Below are 19,856 nucleotides of genomic sequence, written 5' to 3' on the forward strand. Positions count from 1 at the left end.
CGCTGTTCATTTCCTTCGCCCATCGAGACATACCGAAGCCCGCGAAGATGTAATTCATGGTTGCTTAAAGACGGCTTAAGACCTTTCGGCAAAGTGGAATAGACGACAGATTTCCTGCCGGTGCCGAATGCTTGAAGTGTTGGGAAACGAAGCCAAGTCCATGGTTTCGACTGCTGTTCTGCCGGCCGCGAAGTGGCTGTCAGCGCGCCTTACTTAGGGTGACCTCACGAGTCTGTTGAAATAAAAAATTGCCACGTTACTGTTTGGCCACCAGCTGCCGGAGAGGGAACCGGCGGCGCGCTCAAAGGGACCATCTAATCGGTTTCGGGGCGTCAACACTCAAGAGGCGTAGCTAAAGGGCCGCCTCGACAGGGAGAACTTCATGCTGAAAAACATGCTGAAGGCGACGGTGTTCGCCACAACCATGGCCTTGGCCGCCGGCACGTTCTACGCGCCGGCCTTCGCCGAGGTCGTCTATAACCGCGGCAGCGCCGCCGAATCGGAGTCGCTCGACCCGCACAAGACCTCGACAATCTACGAAGCCAATGTTTTGCGTGACCTGTTTCAGGGGCTGACCATGCAGGACGCAAAGGCGAACCTCATCCCGGGCGCCGCCGAAAGTTGGACAGTATCGGACGACGGCACCGTCTACACCTTCAAGCTGCGCAAGGACGCCGTCTGGTCGGATGGCGCTCCGGTGACGGCAGATGACTTCGTCTACGCTTTCCATCGGCTGGAAGATCCGGCCACCGGCGCCGAATACGCCTCGATGCTCTATCCCGTGAAGAACGCCGAGGAGGTGAACACCAAGAACGCCAAGCCCGAGGAGATGGGCGTCAAGGCAATCGACGCAAATACTCTGGAAGTGACGCTGAAGGCGCCCACGCCCTATTTCCTCGAAATGCTGACCCACCAGGCGACTTTTCCGGTCAGCAAGGCCTCCATTGACAAGCTCGGCGCCGATTGGATCAAGCCGGGCAATTTGGTCTCGAACGGCGCCTTTACACTGGCGGAGTGGGTTCCCAATGACCACATCAAACTGGTCAAGAATCCGAAATTCTGGGATGCTGCAAGCGTCAAGCTCGACGTCGTCAACTACATCCCGACCGAAGATCGTTCGTCGGCGATGAAGCGCTTCGAGGCCGGCGAACTCGACAGCTACGACGACCTCCCGACCGAGCAGCTTGCCGACCTCAAGGCCAAGTTTGGCGATCAGATTCGCGTCGGGCCTTACCTCGGCACCTACTATTTTGCGATCAAGACCGACAAGGCCCCGTGGGACAACGTCGAACTGCGCAATGCCATCTCCATGGCAGTCGACCGCGATTTCCTTGCCGAAAAGGTCTGGCAGAACTCAATGCTGCCCGGCTATTCGATGGTGCCTCCAGGCATTGAGGGCTATACGCCGGCATTGGCCAAATACGCGGAGATGTCGCAGATCGACCGCGAGGATGAGGCCAAGAAGGTACTCGAGAAGCTTGGCTATACGCCCGAGAAACCGCTGAAGATGGAAATCCGCTACAACACGTCGGAAAACCACAAGAACACTGCGGTCGCCATCCAGGAGCAGTTGAAGCCGCTCGGAGTCGAAGTCACGCTGCTCAACACCGACACCAAGACCCACTACTCCTTCCTTGAGCAGAAGGGCGACTACGACGTGGCGCGTGCCGGCTGGATTGCGGATTACAAGGATCCGGAAACCTTCCTCGGCATCTCCCGCAAGGCAAGCGGCAACAACTATTCGGGCTACAACAGCCCGGAATTCGAGAAGGCTATGGACGAGGCTGCCGCCGCCGGCGGCAAGCCCGAAGAGCGCATGAAAGAACTCGCCGAGGCCGAGCGCATCCTCGTCGACGAGGTCGGCAACATCCCGCTTCTCTACTATAGCTACAAGGATATCGTATCTCCGAAGCTTCATGGCTTCGAGGATAACGTTATGGACGTGCATCCGTCCCGCTTCATCTCCAAGGACTGATCTCCTTGGCCGGACTGCCGCTCCTTTACAGCGCCGCGCGTCCTTCGGGACGCGCACAGGGCCCTGTAACGCCTTGATTTTGCGCGTGATCCTTTCGGAACCTTCGGTCCGGGTCATGCGTTAGGGGCGGCGGCTCCGGTTTGCCATCGCATCGGCCCGAAAATCGGAATCGATTTTCGGGAAGCACGATGCGAAGATTGAAGCGGTAGAGCGTACTTTGTGCGTCCAAGTGGACGCACGTCGCTCTAGGTCAAGCGGGGAACCGATGCTGCGATACGTATTCCGGCGGCTCCTGACCGCCATCCCGACGCTGTTCGTCATCGTGACCATGGCGTTCTTCCTGATACGTGTCGCGCCGGGCGGCCCGTTCAATCAGGAGCGGGGCCTGAGCCCCGAGATCAAGGCCAATCTTGAAGCGCAGTTCGGCCTCAACGACCCGCTCTGGCTGCAATATGTCCACTATCTCGGCAATCTGCTGCGCGGCAATTTCGGTCCGAGCTACAACATGCCGGATTTCACCGTCACCGAATTGTTTGCCAGGGGCCTGCCCGTTTCAATCCAGATCGGCGCCTCGGCCCTCGTCCTGGCACTGCTGCTCGGCGGCCTCCTCGGCACTGTTGCCGCGCTCAACCAGAACAAGCTTGCCGACTATTCGGTGATCGCGCTGGCCGCCGCCGGCAGCACCATCCCGACCTTCGTCATCGCCCCGGTGATCCAGCTTTTGTTCGGTCTGACCTGGAAGCTGCTGCCGATCGGCGGCTGGGGCGATGGCGCCCTGCTCAACAAGGTCGGGCCGGTACTGACGCTCGCCTTGCCGCAGATCGCCATCGTTGCCCGCCTGATGCGCGGCTCGATGATCGAATCGTTGCGCTCTCACCACATCCGCACCGCACGCGCGCTCGGCCTGTCGGACTGGTCGGTCATCGTCAAGCATGCGCTGCGCGGCGCCATACTGCCGATCGTCTCCTTCACCGGCCCGGCGGCTGCCGCGCTCCTCACCGGTTCGATCATCGTCGAGACGATCTTTTCCATTCCCGGCATCGGCCGCTATTTCGTCGATGCCGCGCTCAACCGCGACTACACGCTGGTCATGGGCACTGTGGTGGTGATCGCGCTGTTCACCATCGTCTTCAACCTGATCGTCGACGTCATGTATGCCTTCGTCGATCCGAGGGTGCGCTATGACTGACATCGCAGCCACCGCTCCGGCCGTCGTCGGCCGCTCCCTGTGGGGCGATGCCTGGGCACGGCTCAAGGCCAATCGCGCCGCCATGTTCAGCCTGTATTATCTTGCCTTCATCGCTGTCATCAGCGTGTTCGGGCCGTCTTTGCTGCCGCATCGATACACCACCATCTACGCCGACCATGTGCGCACGCCGCCGAGCTTCTCGGCCTATCCGAAGGCCGACATGATCGAAACCGCGCTCAATGAGGCGATCAAGCGCATGCGTGTCGACATTAAGGAGTGGCGGCAGGAAGGCAACCGCATCTTCGTCACCGTCACATCGCCCAAGCCGATCGACGACCGCAATGTCCGCTACCTCGACCGTTCGGATGCCTTCGATGACACAAAGATCGAGGGTAAATCGCCTGACGGCCTTGAAGCGGTGATGAGCGCTTCGATCAGGCAGCAATATTTCCTGTTCGGCACCGACAATACCGGCCGCGATCTCCTGTCGCGGACGCTGATGGCCGGGCGCATCTCGCTGGCCATCGGCCTGCTCGCCGGGGTCGTCGCCGGCGTCATCGGCGTGCTCTACGGCGCTACGGCCGGCCTTGCCGGCGGCAAGGTCGACGAGGTGATGATGCGCATCGTCGATGTGCTTTATTCGCTGCCGTTCATCTTCTTCGTCATCATGCTGGTGGTGTTCTTCGGCCGGAACTTCGTGCTGATGTTCCTGGCGGTCGGCGCCGTGCTGTGGCTCGACATGGCGCGCATCGTGCGCGGTCAGGCGCTATCGATCCGGCGGCAGGAATATGTCCAGGCGGCTGAGGCGATGGGCATCGGCCAGCGCGGCATCCTGATCCGCCACGTCATTCCCAATCTGCTTGGCCCGGTGGTCATCTACATGACGCTGCTGGTGCCGCATGTCATCATCCTGGAGAGTTTCCTGTCCTTCCTCGGGCTCGGAGTGCAGGAACCGATGACCAGCTGGGGCGTGCTGATCTCGACCGGCGCCAAGAACATCGGCACCGCCAACTGGCTGCTCTTGTTCCCTGCTTTCTTTCTTGTTTCGACGCTGTTCGCGTTGAATTTCGTCGGTGACGGCCTGCGCGATGCGCTCGACCCCAGGGATCGTTGAGATGGTCGCTTCCGAAACGATCCTCAGCGTCAAAGACCTTCGGGTCCGCTTCCGAACGCTCGATGGCGCGGTCGAAGCCGTCAAAGGCATCAACATCCACGTCAATGCAGGCGAAACCGTTGCGGTGGTCGGCGAATCCGGTTCCGGCAAGAGCCAGACGATGATGGCGGCGATGAGCCTGCTGGCCTCGAACGGCGAGGCGACAGGCGTCGTCGACTATCGCGGCCGCAACCTTCTGACCCTGAGCAAGTCCGAGCTCAATCAGATCCGCGGCCGCAAGATCAGCATGATCTTCCAGGAGCCGATGACCTCGCTCGATCCGCTCTATTCGATCGGCAATCAGCTGATCGAACCGATCCGCCGGCATCGCGGGCTTGGCGCCGCCGAGGCACGCGAAGAGGCGCTCAAGCTTTTGCGTCTGGTCCATATTCCCGATCCCGAGCGGCGGATGAAATCCTATCCGCACGAAATGTCGGGTGGCCAGCGACAGCGGGTGATGATCGCCATGGCGCTGGCCAACGATCCCGACATTCTGATCGCCGACGAGCCCACGACGGCGCTCGACGTGACGATCCAGGCGCAGATCCTCATGCTGCTTGCCGAACTGCAGCGCAAGCTCGGCATGGCGATCGTCTTCATCACCCACGATCTCGGCATTGTCCGGCGCTTTGCCGACCGCGTCTATGTCATGCGCTATGGCGAAGTCGTGGAGGAGGGCGAGGCGGAAGCAATCTTCGTCAACCCGCAGCATGCCTATACCAAGATGCTGTTGGCCGCCGAGCCGACCGGAACCAAGGCGCCGCCACCGCCAAATGCGCCCGTTCTGCTAGAAGGCAGAAATGTCGAAGTGACCTTCAAGATCGGCGGCGGGTTTCTCGCCGGCGAGCCGCTGATCCTGCGCGCAGTCGATCGCATTTCGATCCGGCTGAAACGAAACCAGACCATCGGCATCGTCGGCGAATCGGGTTCGGGAAAATCGACGCTCGGCCGGGCCTTGCTGCGGCTGCTGCCAACCGACGGCCTCATCCGCTTTGGCGATCGCGATATTTCCGCCGCCGACCGTCAGGCCATGCGGCCGCTGCGGCGCGAATTGCAGCTGGTCTTCCAGGACCCGTTCGGTTCGCTGTCGCCGCGCATGACCGTCGGCCAGGTCATCACCGAAGGACTTCTGGTGCATGAGCCGACCCTGTCGGGAAGGCAACGCGACCTGCGCGCGGTCGAGGCCTTAGGCGAGGTCGGGCTCGATCCGAATGCGCGCAATCGCTACCCGCACGAATTCTCCGGCGGCCAGCGCCAGCGCATCGCCATCGCGCGGGCGATGATCCTCAAGCCCAAAGTGGTCGTCCTCGACGAGCCGACGTCGGCGCTCGACCGCTCCGTCCAGAAACAGATCGTCGAACTGCTGCGCAAGCTGCAGGCCGATCATGAACTGTCCTACCTATTCATCAGCCACGATCTCGCCGTCGTGCGCGCCATGGCCGACTACATCATCGTCATGAAGCAGGGCAAGATCGTCGAGGAAGGGCCGACCGAGGCGATCTTCAGCAATCCGCAAGCTACCTACACGCAGACGCTGATGGCCGCGGCCATCGACGTCACACGGTTTCGCTTGAGCGCATAGCGCTTCCGGTGGGGACTGCAGCAGGTGGTGGGTGAAAGACACGTCCCTCGGTATCCTGCATCAAGAAACACACGAGGCAGCGCTGAAGCGCGAGGCCGAAACGGAAGCTCAGGCTATCCGCGTTAGCGTTCAGGATGATAAGGTGGATCTTGAGGGCAAGGTCGAGACTTGGCCCGAGTGCTACCGAGCCTGCCGCCTGGTCGTCGCCGGCCCGAGAATCTGGACACGGCGATTTCTTTGAGGCCGCGTCCCTGCGATCGACAGACGCGGCAGGCCTTGCATGAACATCGTGATGTTTACCAACACATTCACCCCGCATGTCGGCGGCGTTGCACACAGCGTTGCGTCGTTGTCGGAGATGCTGCGTGAGTTGGGGCATGCAGTCCTGATCGTCGCGCCGGACTATGCGGAAGCAGCGCGATCAGAAAGCGATATCCTCCGCGTCCCGGCGATCCAGAATTTTAACGGGAGCGATTTTTCAGTGCCGATCCCGTTCACCCGCTCCCTTGAGAAGACACTGAACGCCTTCGAACCGGATATCGTCCATTCGCACCACCCGTTTCTTCTCGGCGACACCGCCCTTCGCATCGCGGCTTCGCGAGCGTTGCCGACGATATTTACCTATCACACCCGCTACGAACTCTACGGCCACTACGTTGCGCAGGATGCACCGGTCCTCCAACGGCTCGTGCTCAGCCTCGCGGCTGGCTACTGCGATCTGTGCGAGCATATCATCGCTCCAACTGGCAGCATTGCCGACCTCTTGCGCCACCACGATGTCACCAAACCGATCACCATAATCCCGACCGGGATCGACTTGGCCAGGTTCGCCGAAGGAGATCGGCTGAGATTGCGGAGCCGGTTGGGACTAGCGGAAACCGATTTCATCGTCGGGCACGTAGGCCGGCTGGCGCCGGAGAAGAACCTGACTTACCTCACTGAAGCAGTTTGCCTGTTTCTTTCGCAAAATCAGCGCGCGCATTTTGTTGCCGCCGGCGACGGTGCGTCAGCGTCCGAGATGCGCCGAATGCTGGACGAGGCGGGTCTTCAGGACAGATGCCATCTGCTAGGCGTGGTCGAAGGCGCCGAACTGGCCGACGTCTATGCCGCCATGGACGTCTTTGCCTTCTCGTCGCGTTCCGAAACCCAAGGTCTTGTGCTTGTCGAGGCGATGGCGACCGGCGTTCCCGTCGTTGGGCTTAATGAACCTGGAGTCCGTGAGGTGGTACGCAACGGAAAGAACGGCTATCTCCTGTCAGCCGATGCGTCCCCAGGCCAATTCTCCAAGGCTCTCGCCAGAGTCCGCGCGATCACTGCGCCGGGCCGAGCGGCATTGCAAGAAGAAGCCAGACAGACTGCGGCCTCCTATGCACGATCCTCGACCGCGCAGCAGACCGTCGAGCTCTATTCGCAGGCTGTCGCAAGCCATGCCGGTGCCCGAGCTACCCGCACTCGTTCATTTGAGGCGACGCTCGAAGGTCTCAAGCAGGAATGGAGAATCCTCGCCAACCTCGCCAATGCCGTCAAGGACGCGGTGGCGACGCGCGGTGACTCCGCAAAGTGACGGCTGCGGGACGCCGCGTTTGCGCCCGGACTGCTGCTATCCGTCGTCGCCTGCCCTAGCCGTTTCGCTCAATGAGAATTCGTCGGCTCGATCCGTGCGCCAGTTGGTCTCGCGGCATTATCGATGTTTTTGGATGCGCGGAGGCAGATGTTCACCAGGCACCTCGCTCTCTCCTCTGCAGTTCCAGAAACAGTTGCGCCTCATTGAGGCGAGGCGGCTCATTCTGTCGCGGGACTGCGAGCGGCGCAGCGTTCCCGGTCGGCTACGAAAGCGTGTCGCAGTTCACCCGGGAATATGGTCGTCTGTTCGGCCGGACGCCTGTTCGGGATGCCAAAGAGACAAGAGGTACAACCTTGGCCGCCGCTCGAGATGCCGAAACCCTGGAGCTTGTACCTGAACCGACGAGCATGTGCTCTGTAAGTGGCGGGCGAGCGAGGCCCTGTCTGCGCGGCAGGGGACTCCGCTGACGGGCATGTGGCGGCTTACCGAGGGACGGGGGCGGAGCATCAATTCCTCATTCTAGGCCTCTTGGGCGGTGGGTTTGGGCAGATGCGGCAACATTAGCAAGTGGAACAATCCGACAGCCGGTGAGTTTTCAAGATGAAGGGCGATCTGTTTCGGAGGAAGACCAGAATGAAACGCGTCCTTGCACAAAATGCGGTACGACTGATGCTGGGCGGCGTGACCGCCTGTCTGCTTACGGTCGTCGAGATTCCCAACCCGGTTGCGCCATTGTCGCTTGTGTCCGAGGCAAGGGCTGCCACCGATGTTTCCATTTCGATCAGCACATTCTATGACGACCTGTCTTCCCACGGTGATTGGGTTTCGTACCGGGGAGCGACCGTTTTCGTCCCGGTTGATGTCCCTGACGATTGGCGTCCGTATACCATTGGACACTGGGTCTATACCGAGCAGTATGGCTGGCTCTGGGTGTCCGATGAGCCGTTCGGCTGGGCGACCTACCATTACGGCCGGTGGGGCTATGCCGACGACATCGGCTGGTACTGGGTTCCCGGCACTCGTTGGGCGCCAGCATGGGTGAGCTGGCGGCGTGAAAGGGAGCACATCATCTGGGCTCCGCTGCCGCCGCGCCGCGATCCCGATTTGATTTCAATCGAGGTGACCTTCGACACCACGCCGGATTTTTACTGGGTCGTGGTCCCCACCCGCGAATTCCTTGCTGAGGACATTTCCGTCGTCGTTATCCGTGATGAGCCGGAGTTTGTGCGCATTGTCGAAGCGGCCGAGCCGGCCGCCGACGTGACGATCCAGAACAACGTGGTGATCAACAAAGTCATTGATGTTGATGTGATCGAGAAAGAGACGAGCCAGGAGGTGACTGTCGTCGAGGTCAGCGAGACCGAGACGCCCGAGCAGGCCGGCAAATTGGAAAACAATACGGTCACGGTCTTTGAAGGTGAAGTGAAAGCCGATCCCGATGCCAAACCAGCTGAGCTCAAAGACATCGAGGAGGTGAAGCAGGTCCAGGCAGGCCGGAAATCGAAGCCGACCGAAGGCGCAGCAACGACCGAACAGGCGCCGGCGACCGGCGAAGAGGTTGAGCCGGAAGAGACCGCCAAGCCTGAGAAGCCGACGAGCGAGGAGCAACCGACCGTTGAGCAGCAACAGGCCGAGCCGGACCAGGCGGCCAAGCCTGAGAAGCCGAAGGCCAAGGAGCAGCCTGCCGCCGAGCAGCAGCAGGCCGAGCCGGAACAGGCGGCCAAGCCTAAGAAGCCGAAGGCCAAGGAGCAGCCTGCCGCCGAGCAGCAGCAGGCCGAGCCGGAGCAGGCGGCCAAGCCTAAGAAGCGGAAGGCCAAGGAGCAGCCTGCCGCCGAGCAGCAGCAGGCCGAGCCGGAAGAGACCGCCAAGCCTGAGAAGCCGAAAGCCAAGGAGCAGCCTGCCGCCGAGCAGCAGCAGGCCGAGCCGGAACAGGCGGCCAAGCCTGAGAAGCGGAAAGCCAAGGAGCAGCCTGCCGCCGAGCAGCAGCAGGCCGAGCCCGAGCAGGCGACCGAACCCAAGCCACAGAAGCAAGAAAACAAGGCGTGCGATCCGCAGACTGGGGCGAACTGCTAGGGTGCGGGTACAGACTAACGGCACCGCGATCGTTCCACCGCGGTGCCCGCTGAACGGCATCGCGCCAAAGCTGCGACCCCTTGCCATGCGGACGATCGCGTCCTTGACGGCTCGGCGCGGCAATCGGCGGTAATGGGGCAGTCATTCGCGGAATGTCGCGCCATTCAACGTTCTCCGCCGCGCACGAGCGTGTGGAGTCCAGTCCGGAGTATCCACTGCGAGCACCTCTCCGGAGCGGGTCTAAACCATCTCGCCGTCGGTACCCCGAACCTGTCTTCAAGAGCGTTGGTGGTAGTTCTCGCGAGGTCAACTTCTAGCGTTCACCTCAAGCACCCCGAAAGACCGCTATTGGGGCACTTGCCGACATCGCTCAGTTTCGAGGACCTGTGCCTTGCCTCGCTTGACAGAGGACTTCTCGCGACCGCAAGGTCTCGTGATGCAGACGATTAGTTGGAATAGAATTGCGCGTGGTGCGGCCGTCGGGGCAATCGTGCTGATGATTGGCACAAATGTGCCTGGGTCGGCGCGTGCCGACGGCTCGCTCCTTCTCACAAGCCCGTCTCAGCCAGCCAACGTCGGCGACGCAATGCTGGCGGCCGCCAGTTATCATGATTCCGGCGCATATGATCGCGACCTTGCCGCCGTGGCGAAGCAGGCCGGCGATTGGGTCGTCGAACGCGCAATGGAGGTGCCTCGCCCCGCACTGGTGCTCGATATCGACGAGACGGCTTTGGCCAACTGGGAAGTGATCACACGTGACAATTTCGGCCGCCCGATCGGCGGCGCCTGCGACATCGCAATCGACGGTCCCTGTGGCTGGGCCGCCTGGGACCAGCTCGCGAAGGATCCGGCCATCGACCCTGTGCTGGAGGTCTTCCGGCAGGCGCGAACGGCAAAAGTCGCAGTATTCTTCATCACCGGACGTCCGGAGGACCAGCGTCAGGCGACCGAACAGAACCTGCAATCGGCGGGCTATGCCGGCTATGAGCAACTTTATATGGTCCAGCCGGGAGCCAAATATGGTTCCGCCGCTGATTTCAAGGCACCCGTAAGAGCCGAAATCGAAAAGGCCGGCTACACGATCATTGCCAATGTCGGTGACCAGCCATCCGACCTGTTCGGGGGACACGCCGAGAAGCTGTTCCTGCTGCCGAATCCGTTCTACAGGGTTCGCTGACGACGTGTACGGCTCAAACCCGACCGCTAGGGCCCTTGCCGCCCAACGGCAGGCCGTGACCGTTGTTTACCTTGAGCAGCAACGAACGAACGACGGCTGTCGGGCGGGCAGACATGCCGATCATATTCATCTCCGGGTACGGCAACGTGGCGATGTCAGCCCAGCGCTCTAAGTTTGACAGCCGCATATTGGCCCGACCAAGACGGGGCCCCTGGTCGGGCCCGACCACAGACGATCGATTGCGGCTAATGTCATGGCTACCCCTAACATAGCGAGGCAGCAGATAATCGGCGATTAGATCGGTGTCCCGTTGCTGCCATCTGACGCGCGAGCCAGCGTGGCTGATCTCGGACGCCGGTTTCACTATCCAGCGCCAGGAAAGAAGGCGGTTTCCCGCGCGACTCTGGCAGCTCGCAGTCCACACCGCGCGGAAAGCGCTCCCCGGCGCTGAAACAAACGAAACACTTCGCGTTCGGCGTGGAAAAACGCCTGAAACAGGGATGGTTTAAATGCAATGGCATCGCTGCACCCGCGGCGCCAATCAATGGAGTGTTGCAATGTCGATAATGCGAGCAGCTTACCGCTCTTTCCGGGACTACCGGGTTCACCGTATGGCGGAACGGACGCTTGCGGCGATGGACGATGCCTTCCTGAGGGACATCGGGATCAGCCGGTCCGAGATTGGTTTGGTGGTCCGCGGCTTGAAGCGCGGCCAAGAAGACAAGGCGGGCTGAACCATGAAACTTTCATTTAGGCTCCCGCTACTGGCCTGTGCGAGCGCGGCCGCCCTTCTGGCGGCGCCCGCCGCCAATGCCCATGAAACGGGCGTTCCGTATCGCCAGGCCAAGGCGGCGGTTGCAGCGGATTCGACAAGCGTTCCGCTGTTCGAAAACCTCGGCAGTCATTCCTACCCTGTCACCACTACCAACCCGCTGGCGCAGGCCTATTTCGACCAGGGCCTGCGCTGGGCGTGGGCGTTCAACCACGCCGAAGCGCAGCGCGCTTTCAGGGCCGCGCAGAAGCTGGACCCGACCTGCGCCATGTGTTTCTGGGGCGAGGCCTACGTGCTCGGCCCCAACATCAACGCCAGCATGGGCCAGGAGGCGGCCGCGAACGCCGCCGAAGCCGTAGCGCAGGCGCGCAAGCTAGCGCACCTCGCCTCCAGCCGGGAAAAGGATCTTATCGCCGCGCTCTCCAAGCGCTACAGCGCCGATACTTCGGCCGATCAGGGTGCCCTGAACCAGGCCTATGCCGCGGCGATGGCGGAACTGGCAGACCGCCATCCGCAGGACGACGAGATCGCCACGCTCTACGCTGACGCGCTTATGAACCTGATGCCGTGGGACTACTGGCTTGACGGCGGAGCAACGCCAAAGCCGGACACGGTCAAGCTTGTGGCCTCGTTGGAGCGGGTTCTGGCGCGCAAACCGGATCATGCCGGCGCGATCCATCTCTATATCCATGCCGTCGAAGCATCCGCGACGCCGGAAAGGGCCGAAGCCCATGCCGACCGGCTTGCCGCCCTCATGCCCGGCGCCGGACACATCGTGCACATGCCAGCGCACATCTATCACCAGGTCGGCCGGTGGATCGACAGCCTGGAGATCAACCGCGAGGCGGTGGCAGCGGACGAGGCCTATTTCGAGCGTGTCGGCATAGCGCCGGAGAGCACGCCCGGTGTCTACACGGACGGCTATTATCCGCATAACCTGCATTTCCTGATGACCTCAGCACAGATGGCGGGCGACGTCGAGGCAATCGCCGAGGCGGCCAAAAAGCTCGAATCGCTGGTCTCCGACACCATGGCCAGAAAGGTGGCCGGGCTGCAGCCGATCAAGGCGGCTCCCTATTTCGCGCACGCCCAGTACAGCGATCCCGAGGTCATACTCGCGCTGCCGCTGCCGGCAAACGCCCTGCCTTATGTCGAGGCAACCTGGCGATATGCGCGGGGCGTCGCCTTCGCCGCAAAAGGCGCGAGCGAGGCGGCGCGCGCCGAGACCGCCGCAATCCGCAAGCTCGCCGCCGAGACCGATTTTTCCACGGAAACGGCGGGAGGACTTCCGGCGCCGGATTTGCTGGAATTGAGCGCGCTGATCGTGGAGGCCCGCATTGCCCAGCACCAGGGCAACCTGCGGGAAGCGCGCGATAAGCTTGAGGCGGCGGTCGCGATCGAGGACGGCCTTGCCTATATGGAACCGGCCTACTGGTATTATCCGGTCCGACAGACCCTCGGCGCGGTCTACATGGCCATGGGTGAGCACGAGGCGGCCGCGGCAGCCTTCGAGCACGTGCTGGAGCAGACTCCAAACAACGCCTGGGCGTTGTGGGGCCTGCGCGAGGTTTTCCGCAGGACCGGCGGGACAGCGGACGCCGAAGAGATGGATGCGCGCTTCAAGGCCGCCTGGGTGGGAGCGCCGGATTTTCTCGGCATCGAACGGCTCTGACCCGCGCTTAAGGTGCCGGCGTCGTTGTCGGCTCAGGAAACGTGTCGCAGCCTCGCAACCCGGTTGCGACACACAATCCCAGGTCGAAAAAAGACCTGCGTGGCCGGTACGCCTGCCTTTCAGTGCCACACGTCATAGTAGAAACGCAACGCAGCTGGATCCCGAAAATCAGAAGTTTGAGCGGGCTATCCCCTGGAGCCACAAAGTCGCATAAGCCGAAAGGGCTGAGGCGCTGGTCCAACCAGCCAGCGGCGCGCTCAAGCGTAGAGGTAACCCATGCCGCGGATCGTCCTGATCACCTCCGGCTTGGAGGGATCGACCTCGATTTTCTTCCGCAGGCGCGAAACGCGAATGTCGATGCTGCGATCGAAGGGATCCCAGCCGCGGTCATGGGCGAGCTCGAGCAGTTGATCACGGTTGAGTACTCGTCCGCGATGTTCGCTGAATACTTTCAGAAGCCGGAACTCCATCGCGGTGATCGCTATTTCGACCCCCTCGGCGTTGTATAATTTGTGTTCGTCAGGGTCGAAGCGGCACTTGCCGAACTGGACCTGGTGAGGGCCCGGAGTACTCGACTTCTCCGCAGCGCGTTCGCTCGCCGATGTTCTGCGCAGCACGGCCTTCACCCGCGCCAGCAGCTCCCGAAGGTCGACGGGCTTCGCGACATAGTCGTCGGCGCCAATCTCCAATCCGACAACGCGGTCGACGATTTCCGCCGATCCGGTCAGCATGATAATGGCAACGTCTGAGTGCTCTCGTAGATATCGCGCCAGGGAGAGGCCATCCTCACCTGGCATTCGGATATCCAATATGACCACATCGACGTGCTGGCTATCAATAAGTTCACGCAGTGCAGGCCCCGCGTTGGCCGGCGTCACGGCATAGCCATGATGCTCCAGATATTCCGCCACCGTGTCGCGGATATCCGGTTCGTCATCGCAGACAACTACGTGTGCGTGCGTCGTCAAAATCGACCACCGAGCAACTAGCCTAATATAAGTTGCCCCTGAAGTGACGTGCAAATCAACGGATCTGTCAAGTATTGTTGTTGACCAGATTCGAGACAAACGAACGGAGCTCGTTCGGTTTGATCGGTTTCTCAAGATAGGGCCGTTTCGCGGCGCGCAGGAACATCTGCGCGTCTGGGCTGATCGTGTCCCCCGTCAGGAAGGCTAACCTGTCGAGCTCGGCCGGATGAAGCTTGGCAATCTGGTTGAACAATCCCCGTCCATCCATGTTCGGCATTTTCAGATCGCTCAGGATCAGCGCGAAAGTGCGGTTCTGGAGGTGCAGCAGCGCTTCTTCGCCGGATCTGGCAATGGTGACCTTGAAACCATCTCGCCTGAGCACCTCAGCAACCAGCTCACCCACTTCCTCTTCGTCGTCCACGACCAGACAAGCAATACCGGTTGAATTCGGGAGCTCGTCTTCGGCCGTTTCGGCTCGTTCCTCGATACGGTCCGAAGCAGGCAGCGAAAGTATGAAGGTCGAGCCACCCCCCTCGGGGGATTCTACTTCGATGGTTCCTCCATGGGATTGAACGATCCGATGACAGAATGACAGCCCGATCCCGGTCCCTGACCCAATCTCTTTCGTCGTGAAGAACGGCTCGAAAATGCGGGGAAGTATCTCTTTGGGAATTCCCGGACCCGTGTCGGCAACGCTGACGACTATGTTGCCGGTTTTGGGATGAAGCCGCGTTGAAACCGTGATTGTCCGTCGCCCTTCCCAGCCGTGAAGCGCCTGTTCTGCATTGACAAGCAAGTTGATCAGCACCTGGCCAAGCTGATCGGGATCCGCCCAAATCGGGGGAAGACCAGGTTCAAGATGAACTGAAAGCCCGATGTCCGACGATCGAATCGAATAGCTCGCCACTTCCACCGCCTCGGAAATAATGTCATCGATCGCAACGTTTGAGGTTCGCGTCGGCTGCTGTCTGGCCATAGCCAGGAAAGTCTTGACGATCCTGGCGCAGCGTTCGGCTGCCTTGCTCATCTTGTCGGCGCGTTCCACGACCTTGGCGTCCGTTGCGGTCTCCTTCAACAGCGATGACAGGCCAAGCACCACCGAGAGCGGGTTGTTCAGCTCATGCGCAACCCCCGCCAGCAATCCACCGAGCGCCGACATTTTTTCGTTCTGGTGCAGCGTCTCGCGCTGTCGCTCCAATTGCTGCTGCATTTCGATACGGTCGGTGAGATCGTAGGCGTGGGAAACGATCACCTTCTCACCGTGGTAATCGATCAGTCGAGACGAAACCGAGCACCAGCAGGTTCCACCGTCCTTGCGTTTGAGCTGGGTTTCGAAATCGTCGACCAGCCCCGTCGCGAGCAGCCGTTCAACGTATCGCATCCGCTCTGAAGGATCGACATAATAGTCGACGGCGCTGGTGACGTCGCCGAGCAGCTCAACGGTGGCGGGGCTGCGGTAGAGCAGCTTCCCGTCATGCGCGCGGGTCATCTGGATGTTGACGGGGCAGGCTTCGAGGACTTTGCGGACCATTTCATCTGCTTCCTTGGCGGCCTCCTCGGCTCGCTTGCGCTCTGTAATGTCGACACGGGTGACCACGAACCCGCCTTCGCGGGTCGGACAGTTCGAGACGAAAAACCAACCCCCGTCCGTATGACGGAATTCCTGTTGCCGGAATTCGCGGCGGTCCCTTGCCCTCTCGGCAAGCCAGTCGTCGATCTTGTCCCGTGGAACCGGAAACTGGTTGCGCTCTGCGGTCACGCGGAGGAAATCGAACCAGTTCACCCCGGGAACGAGCACATCCGCGCTTATCGCGTGCATCTGGCGGTACCTGCTGTTGGCCAGCACTAGGCAATCGTTCCTGTCGTAGAGAGCAAACCCTTCGGCCAGAGATTCGATCGCGTCGATCAGCCGCTCGTTGGCCTTGCGCGTTTCTTGCTGGGCGGTGATCATGTCGGTGATATTAGTCGTGTTCGACACTATCACCTGCCTTCCCTGGAAATCGATCAGGCGAGCGGAAATCGAAGCCCAGAAGGCCTTGTTCTCGGTGTCGTACTGCTGGACCCGAAAATCATCGATCCTGCCCTTTGCGATCAGGGTGCGCTCCAATATTGCGCTATAATCTGGATCGACATAGTGGTCGGTTATTCGAGGACGGTCGGCGTAGAGATCTCTGGTAGCAGGATTGCGGTAGAGCGTTTCTCCCTCGATCGTGGTCATGTGTATCGGCGAAGGGCAGGCATCGAGCACCTTTTGCAGCAGTGCCGTGGCGTCGCGCTCGGCAGCCTCGGCCTTCTTGCGCTCGCTGATGTCGGCGCGCGTTACGACGAAGCCGCCAAGATCGGTGGGATGTATCGATACCGAGTGCCATTTGCCGTCGGAGAGGGGTACTTCGAAATGGGAGTGGAACTCAATTCGGCTTTGGATACGCTCATCGAGCCACTCATCCTCGCGCCCAACCGCATTGCGGAACACGCCGCGCTTGGCGGATTCGCGAAGGAGTTCGCCCCATTCCACGCCCGGTTCAACGAGATCCCGCACCGGGTGGTTCAACTCCCGGTAAAGACTGTTGCACATGACCAGGCGGTGGTCTTCGTCGTACAGCGCGAATCCCTCGGAGAGTGATTCAACGGCGTCTGCGAGCATCTCCCGCGCCGCGGCGACTTCGCCGTCACGCTTCTTCTGCTTGGTCACATCGGCGATGCCGGCGAGAACCACTCGCCGGCCCTGGAACTCGACAATCCTGAGATTGCCCGTGGCCCAGAACTCCTGGCCGTCGGGTCTTTTAAGAAGCACCTCGCAATTTTCGACGACGCCCTTTTGCATGAGCTCCCGATTGATTTCCCGGTGTTTCTCGGGGTCGACAAAGTAGTCGCCGAGCCGCACCGTCTCGCGTTGCGCCTTTTTGCTCCATCCAAGCAGCCGTTCGGCAGCATTGCTCTGGTAGATGAGTTCCCCCGAACTTGCATCGTTCATCCATACCGGCAACGGATGATGCTTGATCAGGAAACCGAACAGATCCTCGCGCTGCTTCCGTTCCGTGATGTCCAATACCCCGATGATGAGCGAGGGGCGCCCGCCATAAACGCCGCGACGGCAGTTAGTCGAGCACCAGACAGTCGATCCGCTTGCGTTTCTAAGCTGGATTTCGTGATCCCGCACGATGTCGGTGTTGCTGGCGAGAGAACTGATTTCATCGAATTCGCCAGTATTCACGAAATGATCCGTCAGGAATTGCGGCCCTTGCGGGGCCCATTTTCGGCCAAGCAGGTTCGACGCATCGAGGCTTTCGTAGAGGATCTGCCCGCTTCCCGCGTCCACCACCCAAACCGGCAGCGGGTGACTGTCCGTGATGCAGCGGAATATCTCCGCGTTTTCCCGGTGCGCGATCTGCGCTCGCTTCATCTCGGTAATGTCGACGCTTACCAGGGCCATGCCGCCATCAGGCCGAGGATGTGCGGTGAGCAACTTCCACCGGCCATCCAAAGTCTCCGCTTCAACTGGAGCGTCGTCGATTTGCGTCCATCGCGCCGCGGCGCTTTCAACAAACGTGTTGCCAGGCTCGATGGGGCGGCCGTCGAAACTCTTTAGATGTGAGAGGGCTTCGGCGACTGCGGCAATGGCATCCATCGGCTGCATCTCGCCGCGATTGAGCCGCTGGCTTCCAAATATCTGCGGATTGCTCCCAACGAGGACATTGTTGGCGTCAAAAAGGGCATAGCCTGTGTGTGTGGATGGCACCGGATTATCAGGCCGCATGGTCGTTCCCTTTGTTCACGTGATCTCCCGACGGCGGATACTAGACCCTCTTTGTTTCAGCACACATTCAGACGCCGCGTGATTTGTTTCAACTGTTTCGGCGCGTGGGAGTCTTCGCCAGCGCTGACGTGAAAACGAATTCTATCAATCCTCCGGAAAAACGGCCGAAACACGAATGGCCTAGGTTGCACGGCCGATATCAAGGCTCGAGCAAACGACCCGGACCATAACCAGCCACAAAATGCCGCCTGTCATCGCCATGGCGCGCGCGCTGAAACAAACGAAACACTCCCACCGCACCACTGAAAAACGTCGGAAACGAAGGCGGTGTATGACAAGAAGAGCCGCAGATGCGGCAAATTCAACCGGCGAAACGCAAATGTCTGGCGCCCAGGATGAACAATCTAGTCTTGGCGAGTGTCGATGCGTCTTGCTCTGAAACCTGAGGGTTCAATATGGATAAGCCAGTTACTTCGTACGATTTCCCCGACCGGCTCCTCGCGAGCCTTATTGACCAAAACCATCCGGCCTATGAAGAGGCTCGCGGGCTCTACAACGCTATGATCGACAAGCGGCCGCGCTGGATCGTCCCCTGCGCCGAGGTCGCCGACGTCGTCGCGGCAGTTAATCATGCCCGAGAGAAGCATTTGCTTCTTGCCATTCGCGGCGGCGGCCACAACGGTCCAGGCTTCGGCAGTTGCGACGGCGGAATGGTCATCGACATGTCGCCGATGAAACGGGTCGATATCGATCCCAGGACCAGCACGGTCCGCGTCGGGGCCGGCTGCACCCAAGGCGATGTCGACCGCGCCACCAGCGCTCATGGGCTGGCGGTGCCGGCGGGCCTCGTCTCGACCACAGGCATCGCCGGACTGACGCTGGGCGGCGGAACCGGCCATCTAACGCGCAAACACGGCCTCACCATCGACAATCTGCTTGCGGCCGAGGTCGTGCTGGCCGACGGCAGCGTCTTGACGGCAAGTGATGACGAACACCCGGAGCTGTTCTGGGCGCTGCGCGGCGGCGGCGGCAACTTCGGCGTCGTGACGCGCTTCACATTTCAGGCGCATCCGGCGAAGGATGTCTATGCCGGGCCGATCTTCTTCGACATCGAACATGCCGCAGAGATCATGCGCTGGTACCGCGACTTCCTGCCCGGAGCGCCGCGAGAGCTCGGGATGTTCTTCGGCATCAAGACGGTGCCCGCCTGCGACCCTTTCCCACGCGAGATCTGGGAAAGGCGCATCTGCGCGCTGATCAGTTGCTACAACGGCGCGGAGGAGGACGGCATCCGGGCGATGCAGCCCGTGCGCGACGCGCTTCCCAGGCCTCTGATGGACGGTATGATGCAGATGCCCTTCGTCGATCTGCAGGCGCTGTTTGATCCGCTGCTGCCGAAGGGCTTGCAGTGGTACTGGAAGGGCGATTATGTCGACGAGCTGTCCGATGCGGCCATCGCTGCCCATGCCGAGCACGGCTCGAAGACCCCGACCGAGCTGTCGCTGATGCATCTCTACCCCATCGACGGAGCGGTCCAGGAAGTGGCTCCGGACGCCACCGCCTGGGGAGCGCGGCGAGCGCGTTGGTCCATGGTTATCGCCGGCATCGACCCCGACCCGACGAAGGCGCCGGAGCTGAGGCGCTGGGCAAGCGAGTATTGGGCCGCGGTGCACAAGCACAACCCGCATGGTGGCGCCTATATCAACTTCATGATGGATGATGAAGGCGAAGCGCGCGTACGCGCCGCCTACGGCGCCAACTATGAGCGGCTCGTCGCGGTCAAGCGCAAATACGATCCGGCGAACCTCTTCTGCGTCAACCACAACATCCGGCCGTAAGCCGAGGCTGAGCCTGTCCGTCCTTGGGTCGCGCCGAGGCGGACAGGCCTGTGGCATGCGGAAGCCGGTGTCGCGCCATCGAGGAAGACTCTCGTCGAATCTCCGACGAGACCACAACCAACAAAATGCGGCCCGC

At 61.1% G+C, this 19,856-nt stretch carries 12 protein-coding genes and 1 pseudogene; 11 read left to right on the forward strand and 2 right to left on the reverse strand.

All coding sequences use genetic code 11. The annotated features are described in order from the left end of the window. The first annotated feature begins 382 nt into the window (after positions 1-382). The 10 genes and pseudogenes from BQ8482_RS09390 (at position 383) to BQ8482_RS09445 (ending at position 13,157) form a co-directional block, all read left to right on the forward strand. Positions 383-1,975, forward strand: coding sequence for a peptide ABC transporter substrate-binding protein (locus BQ8482_RS09390; protein WP_123147179.1), 1,593 nt, complete (start codon positions 383-385; stop codon positions 1,973-1,975). A gap of 265 nt (positions 1,976-2,240) precedes the next feature. After that, positions 2,241-3,164 carry an ABC transporter permease subunit gene (locus BQ8482_RS09395; protein ID WP_123147180.1) on the forward strand — a complete coding sequence of 308 codons (924 nt, stop codon included), beginning with the start codon at positions 2,241-2,243 and terminating at the stop codon, positions 3,162-3,164. Continuing rightward, complete coding sequence (locus BQ8482_RS09400) at positions 3,157-4,278, forward strand: ABC transporter permease (RefSeq protein ID WP_123147181.1); 1,122 nt, start codon at positions 3,157-3,159, stop codon at positions 4,276-4,278. The genes BQ8482_RS09395 and BQ8482_RS09400 overlap by 8 nt, the downstream gene beginning before the upstream one ends. 1 nt (position 4,279) lies before the next feature. Continuing rightward, the gene (locus BQ8482_RS09405; RefSeq protein ID WP_123147497.1) at positions 4,280-5,899 is read left to right on the forward strand and encodes an ABC transporter ATP-binding protein; all 1,620 of its coding nucleotides are present in this window, start codon (positions 4,280-4,282) and stop codon (positions 5,897-5,899) included. A 280-nt stretch (positions 5,900-6,179) separates the two neighbouring features. Next, positions 6,180-7,463: a glycosyltransferase gene (locus BQ8482_RS09415; protein WP_123147183.1), complete on the forward strand. Its 1,284-nt coding sequence runs from the start codon at positions 6,180-6,182 to the stop codon at positions 7,461-7,463. Between the two features lie 160 nt (positions 7,464-7,623). Further along, positions 7,624-7,825, forward strand: a pseudogene (locus tag BQ8482_RS39075) (helix-turn-helix domain-containing protein); the annotation flags it as partial. A gap of 238 nt (positions 7,826-8,063) precedes the next feature. Beyond that, complete coding sequence (locus BQ8482_RS09425) at positions 8,064-9,536, forward strand: DUF6600 domain-containing protein (protein WP_123147184.1); 1,473 nt, start codon at positions 8,064-8,066, stop codon at positions 9,534-9,536. 496 nt (positions 9,537-10,032) lie between these two features. Continuing rightward, on the forward strand, positions 10,033-10,713 hold the full coding sequence (locus tag BQ8482_RS09430) for an HAD family acid phosphatase (protein ID WP_123147185.1): 681 nt from the start codon (positions 10,033-10,035) through the stop codon (positions 10,711-10,713). 509 nt (positions 10,714-11,222) lie between these two features. Next, a complete protein-coding gene (locus tag BQ8482_RS09440; RefSeq protein WP_244602675.1) occupies positions 11,223-11,447 on the forward strand; it encodes a YjiS-like domain-containing protein in 225 nt (74 codons plus the stop codon). A 3-nt stretch (positions 11,448-11,450) separates the two neighbouring features. Next, entirely contained in the window at positions 11,451-13,157 is a 1,707-nt protein-coding gene (locus tag BQ8482_RS09445; RefSeq protein WP_123147187.1) for a tetratricopeptide repeat protein, read from the forward strand. 257 nt (positions 13,158-13,414) lie between these two features. Here the strand turns inward: BQ8482_RS09445 and BQ8482_RS09450 are convergent, their stop codons facing one another. Together BQ8482_RS09450 and BQ8482_RS09455 are read right to left on the reverse strand one after the other, a co-directional pair. Next, the gene (locus tag BQ8482_RS09450; RefSeq protein ID WP_123147188.1) at positions 13,415-14,125 is read right to left on the reverse strand and encodes a response regulator; all 711 of its coding nucleotides are present in this window, start codon (positions 14,123-14,125) and stop codon (positions 13,415-13,417) included. A 67-nt stretch (positions 14,126-14,192) separates the two neighbouring features. Beyond that, positions 14,193-17,753: a PAS-domain containing protein gene (locus BQ8482_RS09455; RefSeq protein ID WP_165848469.1), complete on the reverse strand. Its 3,561-nt coding sequence runs from the start codon at positions 17,751-17,753 to the stop codon at positions 14,193-14,195. 584 nt (positions 17,754-18,337) lie between these two features. On the opposite strand from BQ8482_RS09455, the gene BQ8482_RS09460 reads away from it, so the two are divergent. Beyond that, positions 18,338-19,720 carry an FAD-binding oxidoreductase gene (locus BQ8482_RS09460; protein WP_123147190.1) on the forward strand — a complete coding sequence of 461 codons (1,383 nt, stop codon included), beginning with the start codon at positions 18,338-18,340 and terminating at the stop codon, positions 19,718-19,720. The last annotated feature ends 136 nt before the right edge of the window (positions 19,721-19,856 follow it).

The organism is Mesorhizobium delmotii (assembly GCF_900149755.1).
Classification (GTDB): Bacteria; Pseudomonadota; Alphaproteobacteria; order Rhizobiales; family Rhizobiaceae; genus Mesorhizobium; species Mesorhizobium delmotii.

Excerpts from the sequence above, each read along its gene's own strand:
- BQ8482_RS09390 (WP_123147179.1), top strand. The coding sequence starts at position 383 with ATGCTGAAAAACATGCTGAAGGCGACGGTGTTCGCCACAACCATGGCC.
- BQ8482_RS09395 (WP_123147180.1), top strand. The coding sequence starts at position 2,241 with ATGCTGCGATACGTATTCCGGCGGCTCCTGACCGCCATCCCGACGCTG.
- BQ8482_RS09400 (WP_123147181.1), top strand. The coding sequence starts at position 3,157 with ATGACTGACATCGCAGCCACCGCTCCGGCCGTCGTCGGCCGCTCCCTG.
- BQ8482_RS09405 (WP_123147497.1), top strand. The coding sequence starts at position 4,280 with ATGGTCGCTTCCGAAACGATCCTCAGCGTCAAAGACCTTCGGGTCCGC.
- BQ8482_RS09415 (WP_123147183.1), top strand. The coding sequence starts at position 6,180 with ATGAACATCGTGATGTTTACCAACACATTCACCCCGCATGTCGGCGGC.
- BQ8482_RS09425 (WP_123147184.1), top strand. The coding sequence starts at position 8,064 with ATGAAGGGCGATCTGTTTCGGAGGAAGACCAGAATGAAACGCGTCCTT.
- BQ8482_RS09430 (WP_123147185.1), top strand. The coding sequence starts at position 10,033 with ATGATTGGCACAAATGTGCCTGGGTCGGCGCGTGCCGACGGCTCGCTC.
- BQ8482_RS09440 (WP_244602675.1), top strand. The coding sequence starts at position 11,223 with ATGCAATGGCATCGCTGCACCCGCGGCGCCAATCAATGGAGTGTTGCA.
- BQ8482_RS09445 (WP_123147187.1), top strand. The coding sequence starts at position 11,451 with ATGAAACTTTCATTTAGGCTCCCGCTACTGGCCTGTGCGAGCGCGGCC.
- BQ8482_RS09455 (WP_165848469.1), bottom strand. The coding sequence starts at position 17,753 with ATGGATGCCATTGCCGCAGTCGCCGAAGCCCTCTCACATCTAAAGAGT.
- BQ8482_RS09460 (WP_123147190.1), top strand. The coding sequence starts at position 18,338 with ATGGATAAGCCAGTTACTTCGTACGATTTCCCCGACCGGCTCCTCGCG.